General features: G+C 66.5%; 13 protein-coding genes. 12 read left to right on the top strand and 1 reads right to left on the bottom strand.

Annotated elements, in window-relative coordinates; all coding sequences use genetic code 11:
- The first annotated feature begins 16 nt into the window (after positions 1-16).
- The 9 genes from ACODS4_RS17865 (at position 17) to ACODS4_RS17825 (ending at position 8,624) form a co-directional block, all read left to right on the top strand.
- The gene (locus ACODS4_RS17865) at positions 17-2,041 is read left to right on the top strand and encodes a type VI secretion system Vgr family protein (RefSeq protein WP_488866027.1); all 2,025 of its coding nucleotides are present in this window, start codon (positions 17-19) and stop codon (positions 2,039-2,041) included.
- Between the two features lie 16 nt (positions 2,042-2,057).
- Positions 2,058-2,696 (top strand): toxin-antitoxin system YwqK family antitoxin, encoded by a 639-nt coding sequence (locus ACODS4_RS17860; RefSeq protein WP_488866025.1) that lies wholly within the window; start codon positions 2,058-2,060, stop codon positions 2,694-2,696.
- Positions 2,697-2,717: 21 nt separating this feature from the next.
- Positions 2,718-3,104, top strand: coding sequence for a DUF4280 domain-containing protein (locus tag ACODS4_RS17855; RefSeq protein WP_488866023.1), 387 nt, complete (start codon positions 2,718-2,720; stop codon positions 3,102-3,104).
- A 246-nt stretch (positions 3,105-3,350) separates the two neighbouring features.
- Positions 3,351-4,043 (top strand): calcium-binding protein, encoded by a 693-nt coding sequence (locus ACODS4_RS17850; protein ID WP_488866021.1) that lies wholly within the window; start codon positions 3,351-3,353, stop codon positions 4,041-4,043.
- Between the two features lie 39 nt (positions 4,044-4,082).
- Entirely contained in the window at positions 4,083-4,379 is a 297-nt protein-coding gene (locus tag ACODS4_RS17845) for a PepSY domain-containing protein (protein ID WP_488866019.1), read from the top strand.
- A 15-nt stretch (positions 4,380-4,394) separates the two neighbouring features.
- On the top strand, positions 4,395-4,943 hold the full coding sequence (locus tag ACODS4_RS17840; protein WP_488866017.1) for a cytochrome b/b6 domain-containing protein: 549 nt from the start codon (positions 4,395-4,397) through the stop codon (positions 4,941-4,943).
- Positions 4,940-6,583: a methyl-accepting chemotaxis protein gene (locus ACODS4_RS17835; protein ID WP_488866015.1), complete on the top strand. Its 1,644-nt coding sequence runs from the start codon at positions 4,940-4,942 to the stop codon at positions 6,581-6,583. The genes ACODS4_RS17840 and ACODS4_RS17835 overlap by 4 nt, the downstream gene beginning before the upstream one ends.
- Positions 6,584-6,585: 2 nt before the next feature.
- Positions 6,586-7,296 carry a response regulator transcription factor gene (locus tag ACODS4_RS17830; protein WP_488866013.1) on the top strand — a complete coding sequence of 237 codons (711 nt, stop codon included), beginning with the start codon at positions 6,586-6,588 and terminating at the stop codon, positions 7,294-7,296.
- Positions 7,293-8,624 carry a sensor histidine kinase gene (locus tag ACODS4_RS17825; RefSeq protein ID WP_488866011.1) on the top strand — a complete coding sequence of 444 codons (1,332 nt, stop codon included), beginning with the start codon at positions 7,293-7,295 and terminating at the stop codon, positions 8,622-8,624. Before ACODS4_RS17830 ends, ACODS4_RS17825 begins: the two co-directional genes overlap by 4 nt.
- 79 nt (positions 8,625-8,703) lie before the next feature.
- Here the strand turns inward: ACODS4_RS17825 and ACODS4_RS17820 are convergent, their stop codons facing one another.
- Complete coding sequence (locus tag ACODS4_RS17820; RefSeq protein ID WP_488866009.1) at positions 8,704-10,911, bottom strand: O-linked N-acetylglucosamine transferase, SPINDLY family protein; 2,208 nt, start codon at positions 10,909-10,911, stop codon at positions 8,704-8,706.
- Positions 10,912-11,080: 169 nt separating this feature from the next.
- Here ACODS4_RS17820 and lptF point away from each other — a divergent pair, with 169 nt between their 5' ends.
- From lptF to ACODS4_RS17805, 3 genes are all read left to right on the top strand, one after another.
- Positions 11,081-12,214: an LPS export ABC transporter permease LptF gene (gene lptF, locus ACODS4_RS17815; protein WP_488866007.1), complete on the top strand. Its 1,134-nt coding sequence runs from the start codon at positions 11,081-11,083 to the stop codon at positions 12,212-12,214.
- Positions 12,211-13,167 (top strand): glycosyltransferase family 9 protein, encoded by a 957-nt coding sequence (locus tag ACODS4_RS17810; RefSeq protein ID WP_488866005.1) that lies wholly within the window; start codon positions 12,211-12,213, stop codon positions 13,165-13,167. Before lptF ends, ACODS4_RS17810 begins: the two co-directional genes overlap by 4 nt.
- A gap of 142 nt (positions 13,168-13,309) precedes the next feature.
- Positions 13,310-13,840 carry a flagellar biosynthesis regulator FlaF gene (locus tag ACODS4_RS17805; protein ID WP_488866003.1) on the top strand — a complete coding sequence of 177 codons (531 nt, stop codon included), beginning with the start codon at positions 13,310-13,312 and terminating at the stop codon, positions 13,838-13,840.
- The last annotated feature ends 141 nt before the right edge of the window (positions 13,841-13,981 follow it).

Raw genomic sequence — 13,981 nt, 5'->3', positions numbered from 1 at the left:
TTGTGAAAGCCTCATCGTGAGCGACAAGGCCACCACGCAAGACAACGCCTCGCTGTCGGTCAGCACGCCGTTGGGCAAGGACGCGCTGATTCTGACGGAGTTCAGCGGCAGCGAATATGTCTCCGACCTGTTCGACTTCACGCTGGTCATGCAGTCGGCCAGCGGCGCGCAGGATTTGGATCTGTCCAAGCTGGTCGGCGCGCATCTGACGGTGACGCTGGTCGATGGGGCGGGGGCCAAGCGGATCATCGACGGACTGTGCGTCCGCGTGGTGCAGACGGCGACCTCCTACGTCGCCGAATTGCGCCCCTGGCTGTGGATGTTGGGGCTGAGCAGCGACAATTGCATTTACCAGACGATGACCGCCGTCGAGATCATCAAGAAGGTGTTCTCAACGCTGGGCTACAGCGACGTCAAGGATTCGACGACCGCCACCTACACCAAACGCGATTACTGCGTGCAGTATGGCGAGACCTGCCTGAATTTCGTTTCGCGGCTGATGGAGGAGGAAGGCATTTGCTATTTCTTCACCCACGCGGCGGGAACCCACACGTTGGTGCTGGCCGATGATTCCTCCGCCTTCACGGCGGTGGCGGGGGTGTCGCCGGTGCCCTACATGGCGCTGCCGGGCGGCAAGGATTGGGTGGATGGGGCGCATGTGACGAGTTGCTCGCTGGAGCAGGCCGTCACCAGCGGCGCTTATCAGGCCGACGACTACAACTTCATCACGCCCGCGACCGAGTTGAAGGCCAGCGTCAGCGGAAAATCCGGCGCGCCGCAAATCTATGATTACCCCGGCAATTACACCAGCAAGGGGCAGGGCGACGGCTTCGCCAGCATCCGTTTGGCCGCCTTGCAGGCCGACGCCAAGCGGCTGAGCGGCGCCAGCGTCGTGCGCGGCTTCACGGCGGGGCAGAAATTCACCCTGTCCGGCCACCCGCGCGCCGATCTGAACGCCGATTGGGTGTTGCACGCGGTTCAGCACCGCGCCACCTACCGGGAGTATGACAACCGCTTTTCCGCGTTGCCTTCGGCCACCGTCTACCGCCCGCCGCGTCGGGCCGTCGCGCCGCGCATCGCCGGAACCCAGCCCGCCATCGTCGTCGGCAAATCGGGCAAGGAGATCTACACCGACCAGTATGGCCGGGTGAAGGTTCAGTTCTATTGGGACCAGTTGGGCAAGAACGACGAAAACAGCTCCTGCTGGGTGCGGGTGGCGCAGGGCTGGGCGGGCAAGGGCTGGGGCAGCTTCTTCCTGCCGCGCGTCGGCATGGAGGTGATCGTCAGCTTCCTCGACGGCAACCCCGACCAACCGATCATCACCGGCTGCGTCTACAACGGCACCAACACCACGCCCTACACCCTGACCGACGACCAGACCAAAAGCACGATCAAGTCCAACAGCTCCGAAGGCGGCAAGGGCTTCAACGAAATCCGCTTTGAGGACAAGGCGGATTCGGAGGAGATCTTCGTCCAGGCGCAAAAGGACATGACCGTCCTCATCAACAACAGCCGCACCACCACGGTGGACGCCGCCGACGACACGCTGACGCTGAACAAGGGCAACCGTTCCGTCACCATCACCAAGGGCAACGACACGCTGACCGTCACCGAAGGCAACCGCACCTCGGCGATTTCCAAGGGCAACGAGACCCATTCGGTCAAGGGCACGCGCGGCGTGACGGTGGAGGGGGCGGAAACCCGCACCAACAAGGACGCCTTCACCCAGAACGTGACCAAGGATTACACCCTGAAGGTGGACGGCGACATCACCATCGAAGCCAGCGGCGCCGTGACCATCAAGGCGGGCAAGGGGCTGACGATGAGTTCGGGGCAGGCGATGAACCTCACCTCCTCCGCCGCGCTGACGGCCAAGGCGACCAGCGACGCGACCTTGCAGGGCATGAACGCCACGGTGAAGGCCGACACCGGCGCGACGCTTCAGGGCGGGGCGACGGTGACGGTGAAGGGCAGCGCCCAGGCCACCATCGACGGCGGCGGCATGACCACCGTCAAGGGCGGGCTGATCCAGTTGAACTGAACCCAACGAACGGACGATGACGCAACCTTCCGATTCCGCCGCTCTTCCAAACGACGAGGCTCCGCCGCCCGGCCTGACCCGTGTGGAAACCCGCGCCGAGGACGGGCGTTTGCTGTCGGTCGCCCATCTCAACGCCGACGGGGCGATGGACGGCCCCTTCATCGCCTACGCCGCCGATGGGCGCGTGCAGATGCGCATGGGCTACCGGGCCGGTCAGCCGGACGGCCCCGCCACGATCTTCCGCGACGGTCGGCTGCAAACCGAACTGACCTACGCCGCCGGTCAGTTGGATGGCGAACTGCGCGGCTATGATCTGGCCGGGCGGTTGGCGTCGGTCGTGCGCTATGTCCAGGGGCGCAAGCATGGGCTGACCGAGTGTTTTTCGCCCGACGGCGCGCCGCTGGTCAGCATGGCCTATGAGAACGACCGCCAGCACGGCCCGACCACCGAATATTTCCCCGACGGAACGCCGCGTCGCCGCACCCCCTACAAGGATGGGCTGGCCGACGGCGAGTCGCTGGAATTCCACCCCGGCGGCGCGCCCGCCGAACGCACGCTGTTCCGCGCGGGCGTGGCGGTGGAAGGGCCGACCCGTTTCGAGGATCCGGCGGCGCCGACCAAGACGTCGCTGTTGGGCCGTTTGCTGGGCAAGTGAAACAAAACCAGGAGAATCGCCATGGGCATGCAGGTTGTGATGGGCGCGATGATCCAGTGCAGCTTCGGGCTGGCGCCGGGCAGCCTGACGGTGTTGCCGACCAATTGCGTGATGGCCGGGGGCGTTCCCGCCGCCAACGTCATGGATTACGTGCCGATGATGAACATCCTGCCCTTCGGCATGTGCAACAGCATGGCCAATCCCACCGTCGCGGCGGCGACGGCGGCGGCGCTGGGGGTGTTGACGCCGATGCCCTGCATCCCGATGACGGCGGCCCCCTGGATGCCCGGCATTCCCACGGTGATGATCGGCAAGATGCCGACCCTGGACGACGGCAGCAAATGCCTGTGCAGTTGGGGCGGTTCCATCAGCATCAGCATGGCCGGACAGTTTCAGACTCAGGTGTGACGTCTGCGGTCTCATTGGATTGATGATCCCGATCAAAAGCAGGTCATTTTCCACATGCGGTTGGCCCAAGCCATGCCGCTTCCGACAACGAAGGCCGCGCCCGTCGCTTTGGTTCAGCGGCTTGATGGCGACCGCCACAGCCAACAATCGGCGGCGTCCATTTTAAAAATGGGCCGGACGTAATGTTGGCGTCAGCCTTCCCCCATAGCCTTCCGGTCATCGAAGCCAAAGCTATGGAGACGATCGATGAGCCGAGACAAGGGCGTCCGCAAAAGCGAGACAGACCACGAGAGCGACAGCGAACACCATGCCGAATCGGGCGACGACTCCCACAAGAAAAGCGACTGGGTGAGTTTGGGCGCTGACCATGCGTCCGATCAACATGGCGCTGGGGATGACGAGGCCGGTCATGACGGCGTGGCGTCTCCTTTGAGCCAACTGACCGAAGCCGATCTTCTGACCCAATTGCAGGGGCGTGGCCTTGTCTCGGGAACAGCGGGCGCGGACTCGCTGCTCGGCGGGGCTTCCAATGACCGGCTGTCGGGGGGCGATGGAAACGACACGCTGCTTGGCGGGCGTGGCGAAGACATTCTGATTGGCGGCGTCGGTGATGATGCCCTGTTCGGCGGACGCTCCGAGGATTGGTTGCTGGGCGGCGCCGGCAACGACGTTCTTGATGGCGGCCTCGGTCGGGATCTTCTGACTGGGGGAGCCGGGGCCGACCGTTTCCAGCTTTACCGTGGTGGCGGTCGCGACCTCGTCACCGACTTCAACGCCGCCGAGGGCGATCGCATCGGATTGACCGCAGGCGCCGCCTACACGGTGTCGACGGGGGCCGATGGTTTCGCGGCGGTGGCGATCGCCGGTTCCAACGACTGGCTGTCGCTGGCCGGTGTGCAGGCCAGTCAAGTCAACGCCGACTGGTTCCTCTTCACCTGAGCGTTCTCATTCTCTTTTCAAAACCCAGGAGTTCCTTTGATGACCCGTTTCTCTTTCCTCGCCCGTCCGCTGGCCGTTTCCGCCCTGGTTGGCCTGGGGGCGCTCGCCGCCGCCTCGCCCGCGCTGGCTGGGCCGAAATGCACGGATGAGGCGAAGACCGCCTGGATGACCGAGGACGCCATGAAGGCCAAGATCGCCGACATGGGCTACAAGGACATCCGCACGTTCAAGACGACCTCGGGCAATTGCTACGAGATCTATGGTTTCGACAAAGACGGCAAGAAGGCGGAGGTCTACTTCCACCCCGTCACCGGCGCCATCGTCGAAGCCAAGTAACGGGGGAAAGAACCGATGACCGCCCCACGCTTCATTCCATCGACCGATTCAGGCTTCGTCCGGGTGTGGGATCCCTTCGTCCGATTGTTTCACTGGTCGGTCGTTGGGGCCTGCGCGCTGAACGTCACCCTTCTGAACGACGGCAAGCTTGCGCATCGTTGGCTTGGCTATGGAGTGATGGCGCTGCTCGCGCTGCGTTTGATGTGGGGCGTCATCGGCTCCCGGCATGCCCGGTTTCGTGATTTCGTTCCCGGCCCCCGTGGCTTGCTCGTCTATCTGGGCGCCATGGCAAGGGGACGGGAACCGCGCTTCCTTGGACACAACCCGGCGGCGGCGGTGATGATCCTCGCCCTGATGACGCTGCTGACCACCATCGGCGTCACCGGCTGGATGATGACGCTGGACGCCTATTGGGGCGTGGAATGGGTCGAGGATCTGCATAAGGGGTTGGCGAACGGTTTGATCGTCCTGGTCGCCATCCATGTCGCGGCGGCGGTTCTGGAAAGCCTGCGGCATCGGGAAAACCTGATTCTGGCGATGATTACTGGAAGGAAACGGCTGTGACAACCTCCCCGTCCTCCCCTCATCGGGCCTTTCCTCTGGTCCGTCTGTTCGTGTCGGTCGCCGTCGCGCTGAGCATTCTCAGCGGACTGGCCTTGTGGCTGACCTTCGACCGGGCGACCCAGCGTTACGCTTTGGACGAAGGCATCCGAATCAATGAGATGATCGCTCGGCTGATCGGGAATTCGCTGGGCGCGACCTTCGCGGAAAACGCCGCCACGTTGAACGGGAAGACGCGGGAGGCGATCTTGCGGCGCCCTGAAACGGAGGCGGCGCGCAATGGCTTGCGGGCGCTTGCGGCGGGTTTGCCGGTGTTGAAGGTCAAACTGTTCACGCTGGACGGCTTCACGGTCTATTCGACCGACGAATCCAACATTGGCGAGCGCAAGGACGCCGCCATCGGCCCCTTCGCCCGCGCCAGCCGTGGCGGTTGGGACACCGAGCTGGCGCTGGGCAAGGCGTTGATCGACATGAGCGGTCGTTCGACGACGGCGGACGCCATCGGCACCTATGCGCCGTTGCTCGATCACGACCGGCAGGTCGGCGTGATCGAAATCTACAGCGACATTGGCGGCACCATCGCCAACAGCCGCCGCCTGTTTGAAACTCTGCTCGCGGTGACGGGCGTGTGCGGAGCGATCGCCTTCGCCATTCTGATGGCGGTGGTCTGGCGGGCGGACGGCGTCATCCGTCTGTCGCAACGTCAGGTCGCCGATTCCATGATGGAACGGGAGCGCGAGCAGGCCGCCAACCAGGCGGCGGCGGACGCCAGCCGCAAAGCGGCGGAAACCCGGCGGCGCGACCAATTGGCGACCTTCTCGCAAGCGTTGGACGACACCGTTCGCACCATCGTCGGCGCCTTGTCCCAGTCGGCGGAGCGGCTGCAATCCACCGCTGGCGGCGTGTCGCGCACGGCGGCCGACACCGCCCGGCGCAGCGCCGACGCCAACCAGCAGACCGGGCGGGTGGCTGACGAGATTGAGGACGTCATCGGTCAAACCGTCGCACTTGCCCAGAGGATCGAGGATGTCGGCGGTCGGATCGACCATTCCAGCCGGATCGCCGCCGACGCCGTCGGGCAGGCCGAGCGGACAAACCAGACCATTGAAGGGTTGGCGAAAGCGGCGGACCGGATCGGCGACGTGATCCGTCTCATCAACGACATCGCCAGCCAAACCAACCTGTTGGCGCTGAACGCGACCATCGAGGCGGCGCGGGCGGGCGAGGCGGGCAAGGGGTTCGCCGTCGTCGCCAGCGAGGTGAAGACGCTCGCCACCCAGACCTCGAAAGCGACCGAGGAAATATCGACCCAGGTCGGCGCCATTCAAACGACGACCGTCGAAGCGGTCGAGGCGATCCAGCGAATCAGCGCCACCATCCGTGAAATCGACGACATCGCCCGCGACATCGCCACCGCCGCCCGCGCCCAACGTGAGATTTCCGCCGCCATTGGCGCGCGCATTCAGGGGACGGCGGACAGCGTCGCCTCCGTCGCCGACAACATTGTGGCGGTCAACCAATCCGCCCTTGAAACCGGAATGGCGTCCGACCGGATTGAGGATATGGCCAAAAGCGTCGACAATGAGGCCAGTCGGCTCCGCGACGCCTTGAGCCATTTTCACGCCAGCTTGAAAGACGGTTGACCATGCGCCTTCTGATCGTTGAGGACGAAGAGGAGCTTGCCGCCGTGGTGCAAGCCAATCTGCGGCGCGACGGCTACGCCGTGGACGTCGTGACGACCGGAGAGGACGCGCGCGCGGCGATGGCCACCACCCGCTACGACGTCGTGCTGCTCGATCTTGGGCTGCCGGACGAGGACGGCTTGACGGTGTTGCGCGACATGCGGGCTGGCGCCGACAGCACGCCGGTGATCGCCTTGACCGCCCGCGATTCGATTGGCGACCGGGTGCGGGGGCTGAATGTCGGGGCCGACGACTATCTGACCAAGCCCTTCGCTCAGGAGGAATTGGCCGCGCGCATTGGCGCGGTTCTGCGCCGTCCGGGCGGGGCGCTCGGCAGTCGGCTGACGCTGGGGGCGCTCGTGTTCGACACGCCGACCCGCGCGGTGACGGCGGACGGGCGCGATCTGGCGGTTCCCCGTCGCGAATTGGCCGTGTTGGAAGCGCTGTTGCGTCGGGCGGGCAAGGTGGTGACGCGGGAGGCTCTGGACGGCGCCGTCTATGGTTTTGGCGAGGAAACCGAGTCCAACGCGCTGGAGGCCCATGTGTCGCGTCTGCGCAAACGCCTGTCCGAAGCGGGCGCGGGGGTCACGATCCACGTCGTGCGCGGCGTCGGCTATTTGATGAAGGCCGACGCGATCAAACATGATGGCGTCGTGGGGAGCGATGTTCCGTGATCGCTCAGGCTGGGCGGCGCGATCTGTTCCTGATTGTCGGCATCGTCGCGGTGACGTTGCTGGCTCTGGCCGGCGGTTATCTCGCCTCGCGGGCGTTGACGGAACGGGTGACGCAGGCCCATGCGCTGATTGTGGCCCGCGATTTCACCGCCGCGCTGGCCGACGCGCTGACCGTCTTCGACGACGATGGACGCTTTGTCGGCATTGAGGGGGGTGAAAAGGACGCGGTCCTGCGTTTCGCGCGCCGGGTCGCCCACATCGACCGCATGCTGGCGATCGGCGCGGATCTGATCGTGGCGTTCGACAGCGGCGGCGGCAAGACGGGGCGGCGCTATGACAAACCCTACATCCGCGCCGCCTTCGAGCGGGGGGCCGCGACCGTGATGTTCGCCGACCCCGACGACAGCCTCCATAGCGACGGCGAACCGTCGCTGATCGCCGAGGCGTATCTGCCGGTGCTGCGCGACGGTCGCCCAGTTGGGGTGTTCGAGCTGTATCTTGACGTCACCGGCCCAATGGAATCGGTCTCTGCGGTTTTTCGCATCGCCTACGCCACTTTTGCGGCGGCGGTGCTGGCGGCGACCGCTGTGGCGGTTGGGCTGGTGCATCGCTCCCTGCGGCGTCGGTTGGACGCGCTGCGGCAGATGCAGGCCTTGCGTGACGACGCGGAAGAGGCGCGCGCCGCTCTGGAGCGGGCGATGGAGCAGCAAAAGCGCTTCACCGCCAACGCCGCGCACGAGTTGCGCACGCCGCTGGCCGTGCTGCGCGCCCGCATCGACGGTCAACCGCCGTCGCCCGACCGCGAGGCCCTGCGCCGGGACATCGACCGCATGGCGCGGCTGGTCGAACAATTGCTGGCCGTCGCCCGGTTGGAGGCTCGACAGATCACGGTGACGGACGGCGTCGATCTGGTGGTGGTCGCACGCGACACCGTGGCTCGCCTGTTTCCGCTGGCGCTGTCCATGGGGCTGAGCCTTTCCCTGAACGCGCCCGATCATCCGGTTCCGGTGCGCGGCGACGCCTTCGCCTTGGAGGACGCCCTGCGCAATCTGATCGACAACGCCTTGCGCCACAGCCCGCCGGGCGAAACCGTCGAGGTGACGGTCCACGCCTCGCCCGCCGCGTTGGAGGTGGCCGATCATGGCCCCGGCGTCCCGCCTTCCCTGCGTCCCCATGTGTTCGAGCCGTTCAGCCGGGGAACGATTCGGCGGGGCGGGGCGGGTCTGGGCTTGGCCATCGTCGCGGAAACCGCCGCCATTCACGGCGCGACGGTCAGCGTGGATGATCGTTCTGGCGGGGGGGCCGTGTTTCGCGTGTCCTTCACCTGAAATCGTCAGCGTCGATTCATGGGACTGAACGCCGAGTACAAAGGCGAAGCGGGAAACCGACGGGATCGCCTCATCCGGGTCAATCCGCAGGATGTTCGGTGAGCCGCGCCGTGGAGGGCTGAGTCGCCAAACGCTTCAGGGCGGCGGCCAAGGACGCCGCCAGACGGTCTCCGTCGCACAGCGGCCCGGCGGCCATGCGCGCGCGCAGGCTGTGGCGCAAGGCGGTCAGGCGCTCTGGGTCGCTTGCCCAACCAACCGCGAGGTCCACATAGGCCGCCTCGTCCGTCGCGACGCAACCCTCGACTCCGGCGACGGTCAGAAAGGCCAGGGAATGACGGCTTGAGAAGGTGTCTCCCGGCAACGTCACCACCGGCACGCCCATCCACAGGGTTTCCAAGGTCGTCGTGCTGCCGGAAAAGGGGAAGGGATCAAGCGCCACATCGACCGAGGCGCACCAGCCCATATGCTCCAGATTGGTGCTGGCCCCGATCATCGTCACCCGGCGGACGTCGATTCCGGCCTGGGCCAGCCGGTCCCGCCACAGGGCGGCGGTGATTGGGCAAGACAACGCCTTGGTTTTCATCAACAGACGGGAATCGGGCGTCCGCGCCAGAATCGCCGACCAAGCGCGCAGAACCTCGGGGTTCAGCTTGGTCAGAATGTTGAAGCATCCAAACGTGACCGGCGCGCCGGACAGGCAGGGCGGCGGCGTCACGTCGGGCGCGCCGTCGGGCGGATCATAGGCGATGAAGGCGTCGGGCATGCGCAGGACACGCTCGCGGTAATGAATCTCGGCCCCGTCGGGGACGTGGTGGCGGTCGGCGATCAGGGCGTCCATCGCCGCCATGCCGGTGGTCGCCATATAGCCCGACCACGCGACCTGAATCGGCGCCGGTTTGCGGGCGAAGACGCCGGGCCGCCCGCGCGCGTTGTGTCCGGCCAGATCAATCAACACGTCGGGACGGTCGGCGCGGATCCGCTCCGCCAACTCCGCGTCGGACAAAGCGGCGACCGGCGTCCAACGTTCGGCCGCCGCGCGGAAACGGGCGGTCAGATCGTCGGCCTCGGTCTGGTTGGCGTAGAGGAACAGACGAACGCCGTGGGCGGGAAGGGCCTCCACCGCGCGGATGGCGAATTGACCGGCGGGGTGGCGGCGGAAATCGCCGGACAGGATGCCGACGGTCAGCGGCGGCTCAGCCCCGGCGGCGGGGGATTTTCGTTTGCCGGTGGGCTTCGGCCAACCCGCGCGCAGCGGCGCGCCATGGGCGTCGTCCCAGGCGCGGTGCGCGGCCAGAACCTTGTCCAACGTCACGCCGGGTTGGAAGAGTTGGAGATAGGCGAGGTTGGAGCGGACCTCCGCCAGATCCGGGCGCAGAATCAGAGCGCGTCGGTCGCCGCGTTCGGCCTCGTCAAGCAGACCTTGGGTTTGACGGACCACGGCGAGGTTGGCCAGCGCCTCCGCCAGATCGGGGGCGAGGGCGAGGGCGCCGGTGTAGGCGTCCGCCGCCTCGGCCAGCCGGTTGGCGCGGTGCAGGGCTTCGCCCAACCGCAGCCGGGCGTCGGCCAGATCGGGGCAGGCGCGCGCCGCCCGGCGGGCGGCGCTTTCCGCCGCCGTCGCGTCGCCTGCGGCCAAAAGCGCCGCCGCCCGGTTGGTCAGCGCCGTGGGGTGATCCGGGCGCAGGGCCAAGGCGCGGGCCAAAGCGGCAATGGATTCGGTCGCTTTGCCAAGCGCCAGCAGCAGGGATCCCCGGTTGGCGCGCGCCTCGACAAAGGTTGGATCGTCGGCGATGGCGGCGCGGAACGCCTGGTCCGCCTCGTCCCGGCGCCCCAACGCGGTCAAAGCGTTGCCCAGATTGAAGCGCGCCTTGGCGTAGCCGGGGCGGCGGGCGGCGGCCTGCCGGTAGGCGGTGACGGCCTCGTCCCGGCGGCCCAGCGCGTCGAGGGCGTTGCCCAGATTGTAAAGCGCCTGGGCGAAATCGGGGCGCAGCCGGATGGCCTGCCGGTGCGCGGCCACCGCCTCCTCCAGCCGTCCCAGCGCCTTGAGGGCGCTGCCCAGATTGTCGTGATAATCGGGCGCGCGCCGGTTGCTTTGGATGGCGGCGCGGATCCAGCGCTCCGCCTCGTCGGCCTGTCCGGCCTGGAGATGGGCGACGCCGAGAAGATGGGCCGCGTCGGCGTGGTTGGGCGCGGCGTCCAGCACCGCGCGGTAGCCCGCCGCCGCCTCGTTCAGCCGCCCGGCCTGATGGTGGGAGAGGGCCGCCGTCAACACGTCTTGAATCGTCGCCATGGGGGTCTGTCTAACCGTCTCGGTGGTCGCCGCGCCAGCGATTTCCAACGCGGGTTTTTCAAAGCGCGCCGTTCGCATGGCGGTGTTTCAGCGCGCTTCCGTTTCAACGCTTGACCCGGCGAGCGGAGACGGTCAGCTTGCCGCGCGCGCTGCATCTTTGGCTAGGCCCATGAACCGACTGCACCGGTATCTGTTTCGCAATCTGCTGATCGCCACGCTCTATTCCACCGCCGGTCTGACTCTGACGATCTGGTTGAGCCAGTCGTTGCGCCTGATCGAAATCGTGGTCAGCGCGGGCGCGCCGATGCAGATGTTCCTGTGGCTTCTGCTGTTGACCGTGCCGACCTTTCTTGGCGTTGTGCTGCCGTTGGCGTTGGTCGGCGCCATTTTGTTCACATACAACCGTTTGACGATGGACAGCGAGCTGGTGGTGATGCGCGCCGCCGGGGTCGGGCCGTTTTCCCTGTCGCGACCGGCGATCCTGTTGGCGTTGATTGTGGTGGGGATCGTCTACACGCTGAATGTCTGGGTGACGCCGTCGGCGCACCGCGAGCTGGTGCGGATGGAATACGCGGTGCGCAGCGACTATTCGCAATTGTTCCTGCGGGAAGGCGTGTTCAACGAGGTTGGCGAGCGGTTCAGCGTGTTTCTGCGCGAACGCGACTCCGATGGCAATCTGCACAAGGTGCTGATTCACGACGGGCGCGACGAGAGCAAACCCGTCACCGTGATGGGCGACCGCGCGGTGATGCTGACCGGGCCGGAGGGCGCCCGTTTCGTCGTGTTCGACGGCAACCGGCAGGAGCTGGACCGCAAGACCGGGCGGTTGTCCCAGCTCTATTTTGAACGCTACGCCGTTGATTTGAAGGTGCTGACTCCGACCGCCGAGGAGCGTTGGCCCGACGCGCGGGAACGCTCCACCGCCGAGTTGATGGCCCCCAACGCCATCGCGCAGGATGACCGCATGCGGCGCGGCTTGATCGCCGAACTGCATCACCGCTTCGCGTCGCCCTTGCTGGCGCTGGCTTACGCCGCCGTGGCGCTGGCGGCGCTGCTGTCGGGCGAGTTCAATCGCCGGGGCCAATCCATGCGCGTCACCATCGCCGTTCTGCTGGTGATGGGGTTGCAGGCGGCGGCTTTGGGGCTGACCAGTCTGGCGGGCAAGATGACGGCCTTTGTGCCGTTGATGTATCTGCTGCCGCTCTTGGTCCTGCTGCCCGCCGTCTGGGTGCTGTCGCGCGGCCTTCACCTGAAGCCGGGGCGCCATGCGGCGGCCCCCCCGGTTGCGGAAGCGGCGTCGTGACGCGGATTCTGTTCATCACCTCCAACCGTCTGGGGGACGCGGTTCTGTCCACAGGGCTGCTCGACCATCTGATTGAACGGCATCCCGACGCACGCCTGACGATTGTCTGCGGGCCGCTTCCGGCGCCGCTGTTTCGCGCCGTTCCAGGGTTGGAGCGTCTGATTCCGCTGGCCAAGCGGTCCTACGCCCGGCATTGGCTGGGTTTGTGGTTGGCCTGCGTCGGCGTCCGTTGGGATTTGGTGGTCGATCTGCGCAATTCAGCGGTCGGGCGGCTGGTTCTGGCCGGTCGGCGGGTCTTCCACAGCAAGGCGTCCCAGCCCATGCACAAGGTGGAGGAGATCGGCGCGGTTCTGGGTCTGTCGCCGCCCCCCGCGCCCCGCCTGTGGATCGACGCGCGGGCCGAGGCCGAGGCCGACGCCCTGCTGCCCCCTGGGATTCCACCGTTTCTCGCCATTGGGCCGACGGCCAACTGGTTGAGCAAGGAGTGGCCGGTGGATCGTTTCGCCCGGTTGGCGCGGCGGTTGACCGGCCCGGACGGGCCGCTGCCGGGCGCGCGTGTGGCGGTTCTGGCCGCTGGGCCGGAGCGGGAGCGCGCCCGGCCCTTGCTGGAGTCGTTGGGCGATCAGGCCATCGACCTGACCGGGCGCACCGATCCGTTGGCCGCCGCCGCCTGCCTGCGTCGGGCGGCGCTCTATGTCGGCAACGACAGCGGTCTGATGCACATCGCGGCGGCGGTGGGCGTTCCGACCGTCGGCTTGTTTGGTCCGGGCTTTCCCGAAATCTACGGACCGTGGGGCCGCCATGCCCAGGCCGTGACCGGGTCTGTTCCCCGCGACGCGTTGCTTCGTCGGGTGGCGGTGGACGCCAACGCTCAGGGCCTGATGGACGGCGTTTCGGAAGATCGGGTGGTCGAGGCCGCACGTTTTCTGTTGGATGGCGCGCGCAAAACATAGTCAAGTTGTGGCAAATGCTTGCGAATTCGCGGAAATGGCCCCGTCGCGTTGACAAAACCGCGAGGATGACCGACACTTCGCAGAGAAACGAACGCGGGCAGTCCGTCTGCGGTCGATTGGGTCTGTCACCCGAGGGTTTGGAATGAAGCCGACACCCACCTACGCCAACAAGCCGACCTCGGACAATTCGCGCGACGTCGAATCCTGGGCCTTGGCCGAAGCCGCGCGTCGCTTGATCTCGTCAAGCCACGCGAAGGATGAGGACGCGTTCCAGGCCGCCTTGCAGCTCAACCAACGGCTTTGGACGATCTTCCAGGCCGCCTTGACCGAAGAGGATTGCGGCCACCCGCAAGAGGTGCGGACCAATCTCGCCGCCTTGTCGCTTCTGGTGGACCGTGAAACGACCGCGCGTCTGGTCGATATGGATTTCAGCAAGATTGACACGTTGGTCAGCATCAATCGCTCGGTCGCCAGCGGGTTGACGGCGCAAAACGACTTCATCGCCGCCCAGCAAGCGGCCCAGCAGGACGCCCCGTCGGCGGTCGCCCCTTCTCCTCACGGCGTCGTGGGCGGCGTGCCGGGCTTGCGTCCCGCCGCTCCGATGGCGCGCCCGCCGGTTCCGGCGGCCGACGCTCCGGCGGTCAACCGGGAATCGCTGCGGATTTCGATCTGATCGGGCGCGGTCGCCCAACCGCTTCCTTTGGTTCCAAAACCGGCGTTCGCCCTTGGGCGACGCCGGTTTTTGCGTTTGGGCGAGTCATGCCCTGACGCGGCTTCCTCGTCGGCGCCGATCCTGGCTCATATTTGCCGCACA

Source organism: Azospirillum sp. FG154 (genome assembly GCF_057809575.1).
The sequence above is the reverse complement of the archived record's forward strand: the minus strand, read 5'-3'. Positions and strand labels throughout refer to the sequence as shown.

Excerpts from the sequence above, each read along its gene's own strand:
- ACODS4_RS17855 (WP_488866023.1), top strand. The coding sequence starts at position 2,718 with ATGGGCATGCAGGTTGTGATGGGCGCGATGATCCAGTGCAGCTTCGGG.
- ACODS4_RS17840 (WP_488866017.1), top strand. The coding sequence starts at position 4,395 with ATGACCGCCCCACGCTTCATTCCATCGACCGATTCAGGCTTCGTCCGG.
- ACODS4_RS17805 (WP_488866003.1), top strand. The coding sequence starts at position 13,310 with ATGAAGCCGACACCCACCTACGCCAACAAGCCGACCTCGGACAATTCG.
- ACODS4_RS17830 (WP_488866013.1), top strand. The coding sequence starts at position 6,586 with ATGCGCCTTCTGATCGTTGAGGACGAAGAGGAGCTTGCCGCCGTGGTG.
- lptF (WP_488866007.1), top strand. The coding sequence starts at position 11,081 with ATGAACCGACTGCACCGGTATCTGTTTCGCAATCTGCTGATCGCCACG.
- ACODS4_RS17820 (WP_488866009.1), bottom strand. The coding sequence starts at position 10,911 with ATGGCGACGATTCAAGACGTGTTGACGGCGGCCCTCTCCCACCATCAG.
- ACODS4_RS17845 (WP_488866019.1), top strand. The coding sequence starts at position 4,083 with ATGACCCGTTTCTCTTTCCTCGCCCGTCCGCTGGCCGTTTCCGCCCTG.
- ACODS4_RS17860 (WP_488866025.1), top strand. The coding sequence starts at position 2,058 with ATGACGCAACCTTCCGATTCCGCCGCTCTTCCAAACGACGAGGCTCCG.
- ACODS4_RS17850 (WP_488866021.1), top strand. The coding sequence starts at position 3,351 with ATGAGCCGAGACAAGGGCGTCCGCAAAAGCGAGACAGACCACGAGAGC.